The organism is Cryobacterium psychrotolerans (genome assembly GCF_900101115.1).
GTDB lineage: Bacteria > Actinomycetota > Actinomycetes > Actinomycetales > Microbacteriaceae > Cryobacterium > Cryobacterium psychrotolerans.
The window spans coordinates 50,743-67,816 of record NZ_FNFU01000008.1 but is presented as its reverse complement, the minus strand read 5'-3'; the positions used below and the strand labels follow the sequence as shown (position 1 = coordinate 67,816).

Sequence of the window (17,074 nt, the reverse complement as noted above, 5' to 3'; positions counted from 1 at the left end):
CTAGACTCGTCCGCACATGGTGACCGGACCTCCTCCCCGCGCGATCGCGTTCTTCGACGTGGACAACACGCTGCTGCGCGGCGCAAGCCTCTACTACCTCGGCGTCGGCGCCTGGCGGCGGGGCTTGATCTCCCTGCGGGACATCCTGTCATTCGGCTGGAAGCAGGCCCGGTTCCTGGCCGTGGGCGAAAACCCCGCCCACGTCAGCCGGGTCAGCGAGCGCGGACTCGAGCTTGTCATCGGTCACAACCAGGCCGCGCTCATCCGGTTCAGCAACGAGATCTTCGACACGCGGCTCGTGCAGCGCCTCTGGCCCGAGACGGTTGACGTCGCCCGGCGGCACCTGGCGGCCGGCCGAGAGGTGTGGCTGATCAGTGCGACGGCACAGGAGCTGGCCGACGTGATCGCGACACGGCTGGGTTTCACCGGCGCGTTCGGCACCGTGCTGGAAACCGTTGACGGCGCGTTCACCGGGCGCCTGGTCGACGGCATCTGCCACGGGCAGGGCAAAGCGCGCGCGGCCGAGGCCCGCGCCGCGGCGAGCGGCGTCGACCTCGCCGACTGCTGGGCCTACTCCGATTCCCACAACGACATTCCGCTGCTCGAGCTGGTCGGTCACCCGGTGGTGGTGAATCCGGATGCCGTCCTGCACCGGTACGCCGTGGCGCACCGCTGGCCGATGATTCGGATGAAGCCGGCGAGCATCAGGGCCGCGATCCGAGCAAGCAAAAAGCGTCAGACCCGAAGGGCCTGACGCTCACGCCAGTACGGTCAGAGACCGTCCTACTTCTTGTTGCGACGCTGGTGGCGAGTCTTACGAAGCAGCTTGCGGTGCTTCTTCTTCGCCATGCGCTTGCGTCGCTTCTTGATTACAGAACCCACACGGACCTCACAAAGTTTTGGTTGAGCCGCGGATCTGCGACCGACACGAAAACACCATTCTAACCGAAAAAAACAGGGCCTCCTACGCAGAGTCCGCGACCGGCCGTTCGATGGCCGCCCGGGCGGCGGACTCGGGCACGCGAAAGGAGCGCCCGAAGCGGATCGCGGGCAGTTCCCCGGAGTGAACGAGGCGGTAAACCGTCATCTTCGACACGCGCATCATCTCGGCGACCTCGGCCACCGTAAGGAAGCGCACCTCGGACAAGTCCTGTGCCATTCGCGTGAACCCCTCGTCATCCCGGCGAGTCGACCCTGCCAGCACCGGGTGTTACGGGTGTTACCCGAGTGCTATTTGGACACTCTAGGGGTAAGCCGAGCGGTCGTCTAGTCGCTCTTGCGCCACTTCTTCGAGGTGGCATCCTTCACGGCGTGGCTCATCTGGAACGACGTGTCGGCGAAGGCCTTGCCGATGGCCGCGGCAAAGGCGCGCTGCTCGGACTTCAGACCGGCCTCGGCGTCGATTTCCTCGGCGGTCGCATCGAAGTCGACGCTGAGGAACGGGATCAGCCAGTCCTCAATCTCTTCCAGCGGCGCGTAGTCGAGGTGGTAGTAGCGGTGCTGCCCTTCTTCGCGCACGCCCACGAGGCCGGCTTCGCGCAGGACCTTGAGGTGCTTCGAGATCGTCGGCTGGCTCAGACCAAGCTGGCTCACGATGTCGGAGACGCTCAGCTCCCCCACGCTGTCGGCCGCCTGGTTGTAGCGCTCCAGGAGAATGTGCAGGATGTCGCGCCGAGTTGAGTCCGCCACCACGTCGAAGATGTTTGCCATGAGCCAAGATTAGTCACTCGCCCTACGGGTACGATGACATATCGTCGACGGCCACAACGGAAGCGGGAGCGACAGGTGCCATTCGTCTCGTCTGAGACTCGTTTCCCAGCACTGAACTCGTCGTGGTACGGACGTGCTCGGGACCTCGTCGACGACCTGGTGCGCAAATCACCGTCGCGATTCGCGCTGCTCGTCTTCACCTCCCTGGTGCTGCTCTTCACCCTGCTGTTCTCCCTCCCGATCGCCTCGGCGAACGGGGCGATAACGCCGCTGCACGATGCTCTCTTCACCGCCGTCTCGGTGATCTGCGTCACCGGCCTCTCGACGGTTGACATGGCGACGCATTGGTCGCCGTTCGGAAACATCCTCGTCGTCGTCGGCGTCAACATCGGCGGCATCGGCGTGCTCACCCTGGCGTCGATCATGGGGATGGTCATCTCCCGCCGGCTCGGCCTGCGCGCGAAACTCATGGCCGCGAGCGACACCAACCCCTCGCGCATCCACGCCGGGCCGATCAACGAGAGCCAGGCTGTGCGCCTGGGCGAGGTCGGAAGCCTGCTGGCGACGGTGGCCATCAGCACCCTGGTGATCGAGGCCGTGGTCACCGCGATCCTCTTCCCGCGGATGCTGCTCGACGGAGTCCCCCTGGGCGAGGCCGCCTGGCACAGCATCTACTACTCCGCGATGGCCTTCACGAACACCGGCTTCAGCCCGAACGTCGGGGGCCTCGACCAGTTCGCGAACGACTACTGGTTTCTCGGCGGACTCATGCTCGGCGTGTTCCTCGGAAGTCTCGGCTTCCCCGTGATCTACGCCTTCGCAAACGGATGGCTGAGCCCCCGCCGCTGGTCCCTGCACGTGAAGCTGACGCTGGTGACCACATTCGCCCTCATGTTCGCCGGCATGCTCATCTACATCCTGCTCGAATTCGACAACCCGAAGACGTTCGGATCGTTGAATGCCGGAGACACGATCTTCCAGTCGCTGTTCATGTCCGTGATGACGAGGTCGGGAGGGTTCGCCACCATCACCGTGAGCGACCTGCACGGATCGAGCCTGCTGGTCAGCGACATGCTCATGTTCATCGGCGGCGGCTCGGCCTCCACCGCGGGCGGCATCAAGGTCACCACCCTGGCCATCCTCTTCCTCGCCGCTTTCGCCGAGGCACGCGGGCGTGCGCAGATGGAGGCCTTCGGCCGCCGGATCCCCGCTGACATCCTGCGCCTGGCCGTGAGCGTCGTGCTCTGGGGGGCGACCACCGTGGCGGTGTCCAGCATCCTCATCCTGCAGATCTCGAAGCAGCCCTTCGACCTGGTGCTCTTCGACGTCATCTCGGCGTTCGCGACCTGCGGCCTCTCGACCGGCCTCACCCAGGATCTGCCGCCCGCGGGCGTCTACGTGCTGGCGGCGACCATGTTCATGGGCCGGGTTGGTACAGTGACACTCGCGGCGGCGTTGGCCGCCAGCCACAGCAGGCAGCTTTTCAGGCGCCCCGAGGAGAGGCCCATCGTTGGTTGATCGCATTAAGCACGACGCCCCTGTGCTCGTCATCGGCCTCGGCCGGTTCGGGGCGGCCACGGCCGGCCAGCTCGACCGCCTCGGGCGGGAAGTACTCGCCGTCGACGACAACGAGGCACTCGTGCAGAAGTGGTCGGAGAGAGTCACCCACGCGGTTCAGGCGGATGCGAAGTCCATCGACGCCCTCCGGCAGATCGGCGCCCAGGACTTCTCGGTCGCGGTCTGCGCGGTCGGGTCATCCGTCGAGGCCAGCGTGCTCATTGTGGCCAACCTGGTCGACCTGAAGATCCCGCAGATCTGGGCCAAGGCGATTTCGAAGTCGCACGGCAAGATCCTCGAGCGCATCGGCGCCAACCACGTGATCTATCCGGAAGCGGAGGCCGGCGAGCGGGTCGCCCACCTCGTCTCGGGCCGGATGCTCGACTTCATCGAGTTCGACGACAACTTCGCGCTGGTCAAGATGTATCCGCCCAAGGCCATCCGCGGGCGCAACCTCACCGACTCCGGTGTGCGCAGCAAGCACAAGGTGACCGTCGTCGGGGTGAAGAGCCCCGGCCGTCCGTTCACGTACGCGACGGCGGAGACCGTTGTGACCGACGAGGACCTCATCATCGTGGCCGGCACCGAGCCGGACATCGAACGGTTCGCCGCCCTCGGCTCGTAACGGCCGGCCGGCCGCTACGAGGCCGCCAGCTCGCGGGCCCGGGCGAGCGCGGCATCCGTTGCCGTGTCGAACAGTGACTTGAGGCCGCCCTTTTCGAGCTCCCAGACCGCCCGCTCGGTGGTGCCGTTGGGGCTGGTCACCTGGCGGCGCAGCTCTCCGGGGGTCTTGTCCGAGACCGCCAGCAGGGAGCTGGCGCCGAGGAACGTTCCGTTGACCATCGTCGCCGCTTCCTCCGGCGTGAATCCCTTGTCGATCGCCGTGGCAGTGAGCTGTTCGATCAGGTAGAACACGTAGGCGGGTCCGGATCCGGAGATGGTGCTGAGTGCGTCGAGCTTGCCTTCCGGCACCACGAGCACGTCGCCGACGGTGTCGAAGAGCGCCGTGGCGAGCGCGAGGTCCTCGGCGGTCGAACGCGTGCCGGCGCTCAGCCCGGTCACCGCCTGGCCGACGATGGCCGGAGTATTGGGCATCGACCGGATGACGTGCACCGATTCGGGCAGCAGCGACTCGAAGGTGGCGATCGTCACACCGGCCGCGACGCTGATGACGAGGGTTCCCGGCTCGAGGCTGCCGGCGATCTCGGTGAGCAGGCCGGGCACCATGGCGGGTTTGACCGCGACGACGACGATGCGGGCCCCGGCGACCGCCTTGAGGTTGGCTTCCGGGTCGACCTCGGTGGCCCAGGCCGTGACGCCCTCGGTGCCGGCCAGTTCGTCGGCCTTCGCGGTGCTGCGGTTGGTGGCGCGGATGCCGCCCTCCACGTTCACGCTCGGCTTGAGGAGCCCCGCCAGGACCGCCCTGGCCATCGAACCGGCGCCGAGGAAGGCGATTGCGGGGAGCGTGGTCGAGTCTGCTGAAGTCATCTTCCGAGTCTACTTTCCGGGCCCCGTCACGCGTCGGCCGCTGGAACGGCTGGCGACCTAGGATGTTTACATGAGCGCATCCGGCGGAAACAAGGCAATCGTGGCCGCACTCCTGGCCAATCTGGGAATCGCGGTCACCAAGTTCGTGGCCTGGGCGTTCTCCGGCTCATCCTCGATGCTTGCCGAGGGCGTGCACTCCCTCGCCGACTCCGGGAACCAGGGCCTGCTGCTGCTCGGCGGACGCAAGGCGAAGAAGGATGCCACGGAGGAGCATCCGTTCGGCTACGGCCGGGAACGGTACGTGTACGCCTTCGTGGTGTCGATCGTGCTCTTCTCCATCGGCGGCGTCTTCTCCCTGTACGAGGGCGTCAACAAGCTGCAGGACCCGCATCCGCTCGAGGTGCCGTGGCTGCCGATCGTCGTTCTCATCGTCGCCATGATCCTCGAATCGTTCTCCCTGCGCACCGCGATCATCGAATCGAATCACGTGCGAGGGACCCAGACCTGGGTGCAGTTCGTGCGTCGCGCGAAGGCCCCTGAGCTCCCGGTGGTGCTGCTCGAGGACATCGCCGCCCTCCTCGGCCTCGTCCTGGCCTTCCTCGGGGTGAGCCTCACGATCCTCACCGGCAACCCGATCTGGGATGCCGTCGGCACCCTCGCCATCGGCGTGCTGCTCGTGCTGGTGGCCATCATCCTGGGCGTCGAAACCAAGAGCCTGCTGGTGGGCGAGGGCGCCGGCACGAAGGATGCCGCCGCCATCGAGAGTGCGATCCTGGCCGGCCCGGAGACCCGGCGTATCATCCACATGAAGACGCTCTACCTCGGCCCGGACGAGCTCCTGGTCGCCGCCAAGCTGTCCTTCGATGCCGGCAGCCGATTCTCCGAGGTCGCCGGTGCGATCAATACGGTCGAAGCCCGGATCCGCCAGGCCGTCCCGGTCGCGCGGGCGATCTACCTGGAGCCGGATGTCTACGTCGACCCGAACCTCGCCAACCCTCCCACCGACGCGATCGTGATCAAAGGACTCGAGTGAGCCCCACCGCCCTGGTGCTCAGGCACGACGAGGCGATCCATCTCGGCAACCTGGAGCCGGTGCTGCGCGAGCATGGCTATGAGGTGCTCCACATCGACACGCTCCGGGACGATGTGCGCGGGATCGACGCGCTGGCCGCGGACCTCGTCGTCGTCCTGGGCGGGGACATGGGCCTCGGCGACGCCGATCGGTTCCCGGCTCTCCGCGACGAGGTCAGGCTGCTCGCCGACAGGCTCGAGGTCGGGCGGCCCGTCTTCGGAGTGTGCCTCGGCGCCCAGCTCATGGCCAGCGCCCTCGGCTCTGCGGTCTATTCCGGCCCGACGAACGAGATCGGCTACCGCACGGTGGAGCCGACGGAGGCCGGCGCTCTCTCGCCGCTCCGGCACATTGCCGGCGTGCCCGTGATGCAGTGGCACAGCGACACCTTCGACCTGCCCGACGGCGTGACCCGGCTGGCCGGGTCGCCCCAGTACGGCAATGAGGCGTTCGGGATCGGCAACTGGGCCCTGGCCGTGCAGTTCCACCCGGAGGTCACCGACGAGATGCACGAGCAATGGCTCGCGGCATCCGCTGCCGAACTGCTCGCCGAGGGCGTCGACGCCGACGACCTCCGCCGCGAGCGCGCCCGCTACTCGGCGGCCATGCAGGACGCGTCCCGCGCCATGTTCAGCGAGTGGCTCGACGGGCTGGGTCCTCGAAGAACTCCCTGAGCAGGTCCCCGCACTCCTCCGCGTCCACGTCGGGATAGACCTCGACCCGGTGATTGAGTCGCCGGTCCCGCAGCACGTCGTACACCGACCCGGATGCGCCCGCCTTCTCGTCCCAGGCGCCGAAAACCACCACGGGAACCCGTGCCGCGACGATCGCACCCGCACACATCACACAGGGCTCCAGCGTCACCACGAGGGTGCATCCGGTGAGGCGCCAGTCCCCTGTCGCGGCCGCCGCCTGACGGATGGCCACGATCTCGGCGTGCGCCGTCGGGTCCTGGAGCAGTTCGCGCTCGTTGCGGCCGGTCCCGATGACCCGTCCGTCGGCATCCACGACGATCGCCCCGACCGGAACATCGCCCGTCGCCAGTGCCGCCCGGGCCTCGGCGAGGGCCAGCCGCATCCATTCAACGTACCGGCCGCTCTGCTGACCCATGCGGAACTCCTCTCAACTAGTAGATTGAGCCTATGCGAGTCCACGTTGCCGACCACCCTCTCATCACCCACAAGCTCACGGTGCTCCGCGACAAGACCACCCCATCGCCCCTGTTCCGGGCTCTCGTCGAGGAACTCATGACCCTGCTCGCCTACGAGGGAACCCGAGGCGTGCGCGTCGAAGGCGTGACCGTGCAGACTCCGGTCTCCGAGGCGCGTGGAGTGCGGATCAGCGATCCCAAGCCGCTCGTCGTGCCGATCCTCCGCGCCGGGCTCGGCATGCTCGAAGGAATGGTGAAGCTGCTTCCGACCGCCGAGGTTGGCTTCCTCGGGATGGCCCGCAACGAGGAGACCCTCCAGCCGACGACCTACGCCGAGCGCCTGCCGGACGACCTCTCCGACCGCCAGTGCTTCGTTCTCGATCCGATGCTCGCCACCGGCGGATCGTTGATCGCCGCGATCGACTTTCTCTTCGACCGCGGAGCCGTGGATGTCACGGCCATCTGCATCCTGGCCGCACCCGAAGGCCTGGCGGCGGTGGAGAAGGCCCTCGCCGGCCGCGAGGTGACCATCGTGCTCGGCGCCGTCGATGACCACCTCAACGAGCTCGGCTACATCGTGCCGGGCCTCGGCGACGCCGGAGATCGCCTGTACGGCCTGGTCTAACCGCGCGGCATCCTGCAGAACCTGCGACGGTCGACACGCCCTGCGGGACGAACTTCGAGAATCTTTGATCAGATTCGTTTTCGTCGAGGATTCTTTGACGAATGGGCAATTCGTGCTGGATCCTCCGAACGTCCGCGGAGCCCAATGGACGTGATGCGCGTCACATCGGGTCATCCCGCGTCACCGAGTTGACACACGGCGTCACAGTCGGCTTGACTCACCTTCATGACAACCAACGCGTTCCCCCTGACCTCCTCCGAGGCCCCTGGGACTGCCGGCATGATGATGCCCGGCAGCGACGTCGTTCTCTGTTGCCGAATGTCCCGCTGACACGCGACCCCCTCGCCGAGTTCCTGCCGAGCTGAATCCCACCGGCCGAGCGAACTCCCCCGGAGCCCTTAAGGCTTCCGCATCCCGGCCATCGGCCGCACATTTTACGAACCCATTTCACGCAACGGACGCGTCGGGTTCCCCGCATCATCATCACAAAGGACCTGTTCCATGTCACTTGCACACATCGACACCGCCCGTTCGGCCCACGTCGCCCGCCAGGACGTCGCCCCCGCTGCACCCCGCATCCGAGCAGTTCCCGACGGCACCCAGGCTCGCGGGTTCGTGCTCTACGTCGGCATCGACGAAGCAAAGGCCGCGGCCGCCGGCACCAGCCTCCACCGCATCGTCGAGGCGCTCAAGGCTCTGACGGCCGGCCTGGCCCCCACCGCCGAAACCTACGCAGCCGTCGCCATCGCCCCCGAGGGCGCCGGCGGCCGGGACGTGGACGTCGTGCGCCTCGCCCTGCAGGATCCGGCGGCGCTGGCACAGCACCGAGCCCCCGCGGATGACCCGGACCGCGCGCCGGGCGGGGTCGTCGTGGACATCTCCCGCAAGCGTGTGATCCTCGACAACGAGACCGCGTCACTCACCTACAAGGAATTCGAGCTGCTCCAGTACCTGGTGCTGCGCGAGGGACGCACGATCGAGCGTGCGGAGTTGATCTCCTCGCTCTGGTCGGCCGCGGACGAAGAGGACGCCCCGAACGAGCGCACGATCGACGTGCACGTGCGACGTCTGCGCGCCAAGCTCGGGCGTTACGAGGACATCGTGCGCACCGTCCGTGGCGCCGGCTACCGCTTCGACCGCCACGCGGATGTATCCATCCGCCAGGCCAGCACGCCCAGCCCTGACATCTTCTGACGCTGACACCTGCTGACGCTGGGCCCGCGGCCTGCTTAACGTGATTGAGGGCCGGTCGCAGAGGTAAGCGACCGACCCTCTTCCCTTGCACCAAGAGTGTCCTGCAATCACATTTCACGCCATCCGCCACAGCAAACGTTTGACGCACTCCGAATATATAACGAATGAGTAACGAGCGCCAGACATCGTCCCGATATTCTCCGAGGAGTTTTCGCGCGCAGCCTGCGCCGAGATTCCCGGCTCAGTCCCTATCCTTAGAGGTCAGGGATGGGAGTCCGCGTGGCCGATCGAGCCGTGGCAGTCAGCGCATGGGAGGCACTTTTCCGCGCCCAGGTGGCCATCATGCGGGGGCTTGCCGAGGACTTCCCGTCCCGGGAGATCTCCTTCAACGAGTACGACGTGCTGTTCACCCTCTCGAGGCGCCCCGACTGGCGCCTCCGCCTGCGTGAGCTCAACAAGAACGTGCTCCTGACCCAGCCGAGCGTGAGCCGACTCGTTGACCGCCTCGTGTCCCGCGGCTACCTGCGCAAGCGGGGTGACCCGGATGACCGTCGGGGGGCGATCGTGGAGCTGACGACGGAGGGGTTCGCACTGTTCCGCCGGGTGGCCGCCCTGCACATGGCCTCAATCGCCCATCGCATCGGCGACGCGCTCAGCGAAGACGAGCTGATGCAACTCACCGACCTGTGCGATCGCCTGAGAACCGGGAGCCCCCAGGAACGCCTCTCTCTACCCGGCGACCCGAGGCCCGGGGAGTAGCCACGGCCCTCGCGAGCCGGGCCTACCGCCCCTCGGCGGCCGCCAGGGATGCCAGCGCGGCGCGCAGCTTGCCGTCGACCTCGTCGGCAATCTCCTGCATCCCCGGCCGGCCGCTCAGCTGCACCATCGTGGCGGGGTCAATGGCCTGAACGATGGTTTCGGACGCGCCCCGACCGCGGCGCACGACCACATTGCAGGGAAGCAGGACACCCATGTCGGGGTCCGCTGTGATGGCCCGGTGCGCGAGCGGGGGATTGCACGCACCGAGGATGAGGTAATCGCCGACCGACTCCGCCGCATCCGCTCCCAGCTTGGCGGTGAAGGTGGCCGTGACGTCGATCTCGGTCAGGATCCCGAAGCCCTGCGCGCCCAGGGCCTCGCGCACCATCCCCACCGTTTCGACGAAGGGACGGTTGAGTGCGATCGTGTTGGCGTAAGTCATCCCGCAAGAATATACCCGGCGGATGTCCTGGGAAGAGGTGACCAGAATGTGCCCTGTGCCGATCCGGCGTCCGGGCGTACCCTTACGCCCAGGAGGTGGGTGCGATGCACGCAGCACAAGGGGACCGGATCATCATCCGCGGTAAGAATGTGGAAACGCCGGATCGCCACGGCGAAATCATTGAGGTGCGCGGGGCGGAGGGGGCGCCCCCTTATCTCGTTCGCTTCAGCGAGGGGCACGAAAGCGTCGTCTTTCCCGGCTCGGACTTCCTGATCGAGCACAAAGACTCCGAATAGTTCGTCGCCCAGTAGAGTGAGCGAAGAGGCGCCCTCGCTGACGACGGTCTCACCGGCGATGCCTCGGTCGAACCGCCCGGTTCGCATGGCTCCAGGGGGTATCGTGCGAGGACTGGCGCGGTGGGTCTGCCTTCCGATCATGAAGACCTTCGTTGCCGCGCGATCACGGGCCTACCGTGACATTCCGCGGCCCATGGATGCGCCCCAGGCCCACTCCCCCGGCACCGACAGCGATCGGATCCTCATCTTCGGCAGCGGCCCGGCGCTCGGCTGGGGCGTGCTCAGCCACGACCTCGCCCTGCCCGGCGCCCTGGCCAGGGCGCTCTCGGCCCGTTCCGGGCGGGGCGTCGACGTCGACCTGGCGGCCGGCCCGGCAACATCCCTCGGCACGGCTCCCCGCGAGCTGACGGCGCTCCGGCTCTGTCGTTTCGACGCCATCGTCATCACGCTCGGCGCTCGGGACGCCCTCAACCTGACATCGGTGCGGGTCTGGCGCCGCGAGTTGACGGCGTTGCTGCGACTTCTCGAACAGGAGACCTCGCGGACCACGCACATCTTCATGTTGGGCAACCAGCCCATCCGCTCGATCCCCGTTTTCGACTCCCTGCTCGGCTCGGTGGGCGCACGGCACGCCGCGGCACTGGACCGGGTGACAGCGGAGGTCTGCCAGACCCTCCCGCGGACGACGTTCATCGCCATGACGGCCGCGGCCCGAGGTGAGCCCGGCCGCTTCCGATCGGCCACGGATTATCGCAATTGGGCCGAGCTCCTGGCCGACTCGATGGCCGCGCCCCTCGACGCCGGGCACCTCGCCCCTGGCGATGCCTCCCCCGCCCCGGAAGCTGCGCCCCAGGACGTCCGTGGGCTCGAGGAGGCGCGCCAGCGCGCCGTTGACGGGCTGGGCATCCTGGACACGGATCCCGAAGAGCGCTTCACCCGAATCGTCGCACTGGCGCAGCGCTCGTTCGGCACTCGCTGGGCGGCGTTCACCGTGACCGACCATGACCGGCAGTGGGACAAGGCCAACGTCGGTACGCTTCCCCAGGAAATCCCCCGCAGTTGTTCCTTCTCGGATGTGACGATTCGAGACCCGGGGCCGCTGGTCGTGGCCGACGCCCGGACGGACCCGCTGTTCCGCGCCAATCCGCTTGTGATCGGGGAACCTTACATCCGCTTCTACGCCGGATTCCCGGTGGAATCGGCATCCGGTGAGCGGATCGGCGCGCTGTGCGTGTTCGATCCGATGCCTCGGCCGTCCGGCGAGATCGACCTGGTGCTGCTGCGTGAGCTGGCCCTCGCCGTGCAGGGCGAGCTGAGACGCGGGGCGCTGGTCGGCTGACGCTGTCGCGTTCGCGCCAGACGTGCCCGGGCAGGAAAAAAGCCCCACTCTCCAGCAGAAACACTGGCGGGAGGGGCTTTCCGCGTGGTGCGCCCGGAGGGATTCGAACCCCCAACCTTCTAATCCGTAGTCAGATGCTCTATCCGTTGAGCTACGGGCGCGTTGGCGTGTTTTCCAGCTGAAACGCTCGAAGACAACTTAGAAACTATAACAGGAAACGGGACCCTCCCACGTCCACCGGTGGCGGGCGCCGGGCCGGGCGACCGCTGGCGGCGTGCTTCCGAGGCGCTCCCGGACCCCTATCCGGCTCCAACGGCCGGTGCAAAACTGACGACATGATGGAGAAGCGCAACACCCAGGCATCCTTCGACTACACGGGGCTCCGCGCGCTCTTCATCAACTGCACACTCAAGAAGAGCCCGGAAATCAGCAACACGCAGGGTCTCATCGGCCTGAGTGCGAACCTGATGCGGGGGCAGGGCGTCTATGTCGAGACGATCCGCGCCATCGACCATGAGATCGCGACGGGCGTTCATCCCGACATGACCGAGCACGGCTGGGCGACGGATGCCTGGCCGGCGCTCTTCGACAAGGTGCTCACCTCCGACATCCTGGTGATCGGCGGCCCGATCTGGCTCGGCGACAACGGCTCGGTCACGAAGCGGATCATCGAGCGCCTCTATGCGATGTCAGGCGAGGTGAACGACGACGGGCAATACATCTACTACGGCAAGGTCGGCGGGGCCATCATCACCGGCAACGAGGACGGCGTCAAGCACTGCGCGGCAAACGTTCTCTACAGCCTGCAGCACATCGGCTACACGATCCCGCCGGCCGCGGATGTCGGCTGGATCGGCGAGATCGGCCCCGGCCCGAACTACCTCGACCCCGGTTCGGGCGGGCCGGACAACGACTTCACCAACCGCAACACGACCTTCATGACCTGGAACCTCATGCACCTCGCCGCGATCCTCAAGGCCAACGGCGGCGTCCCCGCCTACGGCAACCTGCCGCAGGACTGGGCCAGCGGTGAACGCTTCGGCTTCGAGCCGAACCCGGAGCATCGGTAACGGCCATGCTGGTCAGAGTCGATGCCCCGTCACCGCCCCGAAGCCGCCTCGACGTGCGGGTCAGCGGCGGGGTCGTGCGCGGGACACGCGCAGGCGGCGTACTCGCCTGGCGGGGAATCCCCTACGCCGCGCCGCCGGTAGGTGAACGGAGGTTTCGCGCGCCGCAGCCGGTCGTTCCGTGGCCCGGCATCCGCGACGCCTCCCGGTTCGGAAACGTCGCGCCGCAGGCCTACAAGGGCCAGTTCCGGGGCGCCTCGCCGAAGGTGCCGTCCGGGGAAGACTGCCTGACGATCAACGTGCTGACCGCCGCGGTGATCCCCCGGAAGCGTCTGGGCATGCCGGTGATGGTGTTCATCCATGGCGGCGGCTACACGGTGGGCTCCTCACAGGACTTCACCGGCCAGGGTGAGGGCTTCGTGCGGACCGGCAGGGTCGTCTACGGCAGCTTCAACTACCGGCTGGGCGCGCTCGGCTACCTCGACTTCACCCGCTACTCGACGCTGGAACGCCCGATCGAGAGCAGCCTCGGGCTGCGTGACCAGGTGGCCGCGCTCGAATGGGTGCGCGCCAACATCCGCGGCTTCGGCGGGGACCCGAACAACGTCACACTGATCGGCGAATCGGCCGGCGGGAACGCCGTGATCACCCTGATGACGACACCGGCCGCCCGCGGCCTGTTCGCCCGCGGCATCGCCCAGAGCGCGCCATCCAACGCCGCCTACTCACGCGAGGTCACCGCCGCATGGGCGGCGGAATTCGTCGAGGAGCTGCGTGCCCTGCACCCCGGGGACGATTCCCTGGCCTCGCCGGCTGACCTGCTCACCACGGCCGACGCGGTCGACCTCGTCCGGGCCGGCCTGGTGCTGCAGATGCGCACGCCGGTCACGACCCCCGGCACGTTCTGCATGGCCCCGGTGGTGGACGGCGACTTCCTGCCCGAACGGCCCCTCGACGCGTTCCGGCACGGCCGCGCGCACCGGGTGCCGCTGATCATCGGCACCAACGACCGGGAGGGCTCCGTGTTTCGGGGCCGGCTGGACATCCTGCCGAAGTCGCCGGGTCGCATCCAGGCGATCTTCGAGCAGGCGCCGGCGAGCTCCCACGACGCGATGAGGAACGCCTACCCGGGGCTCCCGTTGAAGCGACCCGCCTCCGATTTCGGTGGGGACTACGCATTCTGGTACCCGAGCATGCTGGTGGGCGAACACCATTCGCGGGTCGCACGCGTGCACGTGTACCGGTTCGACGTGGCACCCCGGCTCATGCGCGTGCTGGGGCTCGACGCCACGCACGGCATCGAGATGTTCGCCCTGTTCGACAGCCTCAACGGGCGGTACGTGCGCACCATGACCGCTCTCGGCGGCCTCGCGCCGTACACGAGCGCGGGCGAGCGGATGCGCCGCCACTGGCTGCAGTTCGCGTGCACCGGCCGGGTCAACGACGCGTGGCCCGCTTACTCCGAGATCGAACGGCTGACGTTGATCATCGACACGGTCGATCGCGTCGAATCAGACCCGCGCGGGGAACGCCGAGCCGGCTGGCGGGAGTTCATGCCCGAGATCTAGCCGGCGACGGTGGCTCAGTCACCGATGCGCGTCCACGCGCCGCAGTCCTCAGTTTGGAATCCGACGGCCCAGGAGTCAATGCGCACGATCTGCCGCTCGTAGAAGGAGAAGTCGTTCGCGATGATCGGGTCGAAGCCGCCCTCGAAGCCGGACAGGGTCTCCCAGTAGCAGCCGTCGCCCCCGGGAGCCGAGTAAAGTCCCGGCATGATCTGGCGCGCGACCGAGAACAGCCCCACACTCGGCACCGTGGTCCTGGGGGTAAAGGTCGCGTCCTTCAAACGAATCCAGGAGCCGCAGTCCGACGTGCTGAAGCCCGCATCACTCGCGGAAATCGTCACGATGCGCTGACCGGAGCCGTAGTCGTTCGTGATGATGCTGTCGAACAAGCCGTCGAAGCCGGAGAGGCGTTCCCAGTAGCAGCCGGCAGTGGCCGCACGGGTGACATACGTTCCCGCAGACAGGCCATAGCCCATGCGGTAGGTGCCGTCACTCGGAATTGCAGTGGAAATCACGATGGCTGCCGTCGCCGCTGACACCCTCGACTTCGATGTGTAGCCCAGCTTCGAACCGCGAACGACAACCGAAATCCGCTTGCCGACATCGGGGCCAGAGGGAACATACGTCGAGGCTGTTGCGCCCGAGATGACGATGCCGTTGCGCATCCACTGATAGGTGAGCACGACAGGAGACGGACTCCAGATCCCCGGGTTCGCCGTGAGCTTCCTGGCGGTTGCAGCCACGCCGGAGATGGTGGGAGTCGGGGCGGCCGTCAGCAGCTTCTCGACCTTCAACGCGGGGCTGGTCCGGGAGGCTGTGGTGTAGCCGGACTTGCTGCCCGAGACGGTGACCGTGATCAACCGGCCGGCGTCCGCCGTGACGAGCGTGTACGTGGACGCCGTCGCGCCGGAAATACTGGCGCCGTCGCGCTTCCACCGGTACGCAAGGGTCACCGTGGCCGGCGTCCAGGATCCGGGCTTGGCGGTCAGCGTCCTTCCAACGCGGCCGGTGCCCGAGATCGAGGGAACCGGAGTCGCGGTGAGCAGCTTCTCAATCGAGGCGGCGGCGCTGGTCCGTGAGACGGGGGTGTAGCCGCTCTTGGAGCCCGTCACAACGGCCGTGACCTGGGTTCCGGCATCCGCTGTGACCAGCTTGTAGGTGCTCGTTGTCGCCCCCGGGATCGCAACACCATTCCGCTTCCATTGGTAGGCAAGGGTCACGACCGTCGGAGTCCAGGACCCCGCGGTCGCGGTGAGCACCTGGCCGACCCGGCGGGTGCCGGAAACGGTCGGCGTCGGCGTAGCCGTGAGCGGCTTCTCGATCCGCAGCGCCGCGCTCGTCCGGCTAACGGAGGTGTAGCCGGATTTGCTGCCCGCCACGGTGACCGTGATCGATCGGCCGGCGTCCGCAGCGACGACCACGTAGGTCGATGCCGTGGCTCCTGTTATGCCGGCGCCGTCGCGCTTCCACCGGTACGCGAGGGTCACCGTGGCCGGCGTCCAGGATCCCGGGTTGGCGGTCAGCGTCCTTCCAACGCGGCCGGTGCCCGAGATCGAGGGAACCGGACTCGCCGTGAGCAGCTTCTCAATCGAGGCGGCGGCGCTGGTCCGCGAGACGGTGGTGTAGCCGCTCTTGTAGCCCGTCACAACGGCCGTGACCTGGGTTCCGGCATCGACTGTGACCAGCTTGTAGGTGCTCGTTGTCGCCCCCGGGATCGCAACACCATTCCGCTTCCATTGGTAGGCAAGGGTCACGACCGTCGGAGTCCACGACCCGGCGGTCGCGGTGAGCACCTGACCGACCCGGCGCGTGCCGGAAACCGTCGGCGTCGGCGAAGCGGTGAGTGTGCTTTCCATTGTCAACGCGGCACTCGTCCGGGCCATGCTGGTGTAGCCGAGCTTCGACCCCGTCACGGTGACGGTGATTGCTTTTCCGGCATCCGTGGCCAGAACCACGTAGGTCGATGCCGTGGCCCCTGGTATCGCGACCCCGGCGCTCTTCCACTGCGTGGCCAGTGCAATCGGCTCCGGCGCCCAGGACCCCGGGCTAACCGTCAGCGTCTGGCCACTTCGCGGGGTTCCCTTGATGATGGGCGACGGCGAAGCGGTCAGGGCGCAGGCCGGAGCAGTTCCCTGAGCGACCTGTTGGAGCATGCTGCCGGTGAAGGTCGTCGTCGCTCCCAGGTCGCCGAGGGGGACCGTGGCAAGCCAGTCCAGTCGGCCGGCACCCGCGCACGCCCAGGTCACAGCATTGCCGGCGACGGTTCCCACCGTTCCAGACGAGCTGGAGACATCAAGGACAATCGCCTCGCCGTGCGCGCCCGCCAGGACAGGAAGGTCAACAGCGAGGCCGGCGAGCGCATCCGCCAGCGGCACAACCTGATCGGTCAGGGTCACGTCAGTGAGGTGGCTCAGGCCGGCGAGGGCCGTCAGGTCGGTGATGGCGTTGCCGGCGACGTTCAGGGTCATCAGGTTCGTGGCGAACTGCAGCGGACCCAGGTCGGAGATGTCCGCGCCAGGGCAATCGAGCGCTGTGAGCAGGCCCAGGTCGCCCTGCGTGACGGCGGTTCCGGCGCCGATGCCAAGTTGGTTGGCGACGCAGGCCTCCAGCCCGACATCCCCGAAGGCGACGGGATCGGTCGAGGCGCCGACCTCGGCGTACGCGGCCGCAGGCACGGTGATGGATGCCGCAACGAGCGCTCCGGCAGCGAGAATGGCGGCAAAGCGCCGTCGAGCTGAACCCCGGGTGGCATGTGTCGAGCGTTCAGTAGACAGCATTGATTCCCCCAGGTTGTTCGGACATTCCAGAAGTCC

General features: G+C 67.3%; 19 protein-coding genes and 1 tRNA gene. 12 read left to right on the top strand and 8 right to left on the bottom strand.

The window, feature by feature from the left end:
- Nucleotides 1–16: 16 nt before the first annotated feature.
- On the top strand, nucleotides 17–754 hold the full coding sequence (locus BLQ39_RS08720; protein WP_092323325.1) for an HAD family hydrolase: 738 nt from the start codon (nucleotides 17–19) through the stop codon (nucleotides 752–754).
- 29 nt (nucleotides 755–783) lie between these two features.
- On the opposite strand, the gene BLQ39_RS08715 is transcribed toward BLQ39_RS08720, so the two are convergent.
- The 3 genes from BLQ39_RS08715 to BLQ39_RS08705 all read right to left on the bottom strand — a co-directional run bounded on the left by BLQ39_RS08715 (nucleotide 784) and on the right by BLQ39_RS08705 (nucleotide 1,710).
- Complete coding sequence (locus BLQ39_RS08715; RefSeq protein WP_003792170.1) at nucleotides 784–882, bottom strand: 30S ribosomal protein bS22; 99 nt, start codon at nucleotides 880–882, stop codon at nucleotides 784–786.
- A gap of 82 nt (nucleotides 883–964) precedes the next feature.
- A complete protein-coding gene (locus tag BLQ39_RS08710) occupies nucleotides 965–1,159 on the bottom strand; it encodes a helix-turn-helix domain-containing protein (protein ID WP_092323323.1) in 195 nt (64 codons plus the stop codon).
- A gap of 107 nt (nucleotides 1,160–1,266) precedes the next feature.
- Nucleotides 1,267–1,710, bottom strand: a complete 444-nt coding sequence (locus tag BLQ39_RS08705) for an ArsR/SmtB family transcription factor (RefSeq protein ID WP_092323322.1) — start codon at nucleotides 1,708–1,710, stop codon at nucleotides 1,267–1,269.
- A 75-nt stretch (nucleotides 1,711–1,785) separates the two neighbouring features.
- Between BLQ39_RS08705 and BLQ39_RS08700 the strand changes: the two genes are divergently transcribed.
- Nucleotides 1,786–3,228, top strand: coding sequence for a TrkH family potassium uptake protein (locus BLQ39_RS08700; RefSeq protein WP_422386353.1), 1,443 nt, complete (start codon nucleotides 1,786–1,788; stop codon nucleotides 3,226–3,228).
- On the top strand, nucleotides 3,221–3,892 hold the full coding sequence (locus tag BLQ39_RS08695) for a potassium channel family protein (RefSeq protein WP_092323319.1): 672 nt from the start codon (nucleotides 3,221–3,223) through the stop codon (nucleotides 3,890–3,892). Before BLQ39_RS08700 ends, BLQ39_RS08695 begins: the two co-directional genes overlap by 8 nt.
- Before the next feature lie 14 nt (nucleotides 3,893–3,906).
- On the opposite strand, the gene proC is transcribed toward BLQ39_RS08695, so the two are convergent.
- Entirely contained in the window at nucleotides 3,907–4,755 is an 849-nt protein-coding gene (gene proC / locus BLQ39_RS08690; protein WP_092323317.1) for a pyrroline-5-carboxylate reductase, read from the bottom strand.
- Between the two features lie 70 nt (nucleotides 4,756–4,825).
- Between proC and BLQ39_RS08685 the strand changes: the two genes are divergently transcribed.
- Both BLQ39_RS08685 and BLQ39_RS08680 read left to right on the top strand, forming a co-directional pair.
- Entirely contained in the window at nucleotides 4,826–5,788 is a 963-nt protein-coding gene (locus tag BLQ39_RS08685) for a cation diffusion facilitator family transporter (RefSeq protein WP_092323316.1), read from the top strand.
- On the top strand, nucleotides 5,785–6,498 hold the full coding sequence (locus BLQ39_RS08680) for a glutamine amidotransferase-related protein (RefSeq protein ID WP_092323314.1): 714 nt from the start codon (nucleotides 5,785–5,787) through the stop codon (nucleotides 6,496–6,498). Before BLQ39_RS08685 ends, BLQ39_RS08680 begins: the two co-directional genes overlap by 4 nt.
- On the opposite strand, the gene tadA is transcribed toward BLQ39_RS08680, so the two are convergent.
- The gene (tadA, locus tag BLQ39_RS08675; protein ID WP_092323313.1) at nucleotides 6,455–6,934 is read right to left on the bottom strand and encodes a tRNA adenosine(34) deaminase TadA; all 480 of its coding nucleotides are present in this window, start codon (nucleotides 6,932–6,934) and stop codon (nucleotides 6,455–6,457) included. The two genes, BLQ39_RS08680 and tadA, sit on opposite strands and share 44 nt — an antisense overlap.
- A 32-nt stretch (nucleotides 6,935–6,966) precedes the next feature.
- Here tadA and upp point away from each other — a divergent pair, with 32 nt between their 5' ends.
- The 3 genes from upp to BLQ39_RS08660 all read left to right on the top strand — a co-directional run bounded on the left by upp (nucleotide 6,967) and on the right by BLQ39_RS08660 (nucleotide 9,552).
- The gene (gene upp / locus BLQ39_RS08670; protein ID WP_092323311.1) at nucleotides 6,967–7,599 is read left to right on the top strand and encodes a uracil phosphoribosyltransferase; all 633 of its coding nucleotides are present in this window, start codon (nucleotides 6,967–6,969) and stop codon (nucleotides 7,597–7,599) included.
- Between the two features lie 501 nt (nucleotides 7,600–8,100).
- Entirely contained in the window at nucleotides 8,101–8,793 is a 693-nt protein-coding gene (locus tag BLQ39_RS08665) for a winged helix-turn-helix domain-containing protein (protein ID WP_092323310.1), read from the top strand.
- Between the two features lie 267 nt (nucleotides 8,794–9,060).
- A complete protein-coding gene (locus BLQ39_RS08660) occupies nucleotides 9,061–9,552 on the top strand; it encodes a MarR family winged helix-turn-helix transcriptional regulator (protein ID WP_092323308.1) in 492 nt (163 codons plus the stop codon).
- 22 nt (nucleotides 9,553–9,574) lie between these two features.
- On the opposite strand, the gene BLQ39_RS08655 is transcribed toward BLQ39_RS08660, so the two are convergent.
- A complete protein-coding gene (locus BLQ39_RS08655; protein WP_092323307.1) occupies nucleotides 9,575–9,994 on the bottom strand; it encodes a DUF302 domain-containing protein in 420 nt (139 codons plus the stop codon).
- 104 nt (nucleotides 9,995–10,098) lie between these two features.
- On the opposite strand from BLQ39_RS08655, the gene BLQ39_RS08650 reads away from it, so the two are divergent.
- Nucleotides 10,099–10,290, top strand: coding sequence for a DUF1918 domain-containing protein (locus tag BLQ39_RS08650; protein ID WP_092323305.1), 192 nt, complete (start codon nucleotides 10,099–10,101; stop codon nucleotides 10,288–10,290).
- A gap of 139 nt (nucleotides 10,291–10,429) precedes the next feature.
- Nucleotides 10,430–11,629 (top strand): GAF domain-containing protein, encoded by a 1,200-nt coding sequence (locus BLQ39_RS08645; RefSeq protein WP_167738519.1) that lies wholly within the window; start codon nucleotides 10,430–10,432, stop codon nucleotides 11,627–11,629.
- An 85-nt stretch (nucleotides 11,630–11,714) separates the two neighbouring features.
- On the opposite strand, the gene BLQ39_RS08640 is transcribed toward BLQ39_RS08645, so the two are convergent.
- Nucleotides 11,715–11,790, bottom strand: a tRNA-Arg gene (locus BLQ39_RS08640).
- 174 nt (nucleotides 11,791–11,964) lie between these two features.
- On the opposite strand from BLQ39_RS08640, the gene BLQ39_RS08635 reads away from it, so the two are divergent.
- The gene (locus BLQ39_RS08635; RefSeq protein ID WP_092323302.1) at nucleotides 11,965–12,699 is read left to right on the top strand and encodes a flavodoxin family protein; all 735 of its coding nucleotides are present in this window, start codon (nucleotides 11,965–11,967) and stop codon (nucleotides 12,697–12,699) included.
- A 5-nt stretch (nucleotides 12,700–12,704) separates the two neighbouring features.
- Nucleotides 12,705–14,264 carry a carboxylesterase/lipase family protein gene (locus BLQ39_RS08630; protein ID WP_092323300.1) on the top strand — a complete coding sequence of 520 codons (1,560 nt, stop codon included), beginning with the start codon at nucleotides 12,705–12,707 and terminating at the stop codon, nucleotides 14,262–14,264.
- A gap of 14 nt (nucleotides 14,265–14,278) precedes the next feature.
- Here BLQ39_RS08630 and BLQ39_RS15840 read toward each other — a convergent pair whose 3' ends face one another.
- Entirely contained in the window at nucleotides 14,279–17,038 is a 2,760-nt protein-coding gene (locus tag BLQ39_RS15840) for an Rv1352/Rv1906c domain-containing protein (protein ID WP_218121504.1), read from the bottom strand.
- Nucleotides 17,039–17,074: the final 36 nt, after the last annotated feature.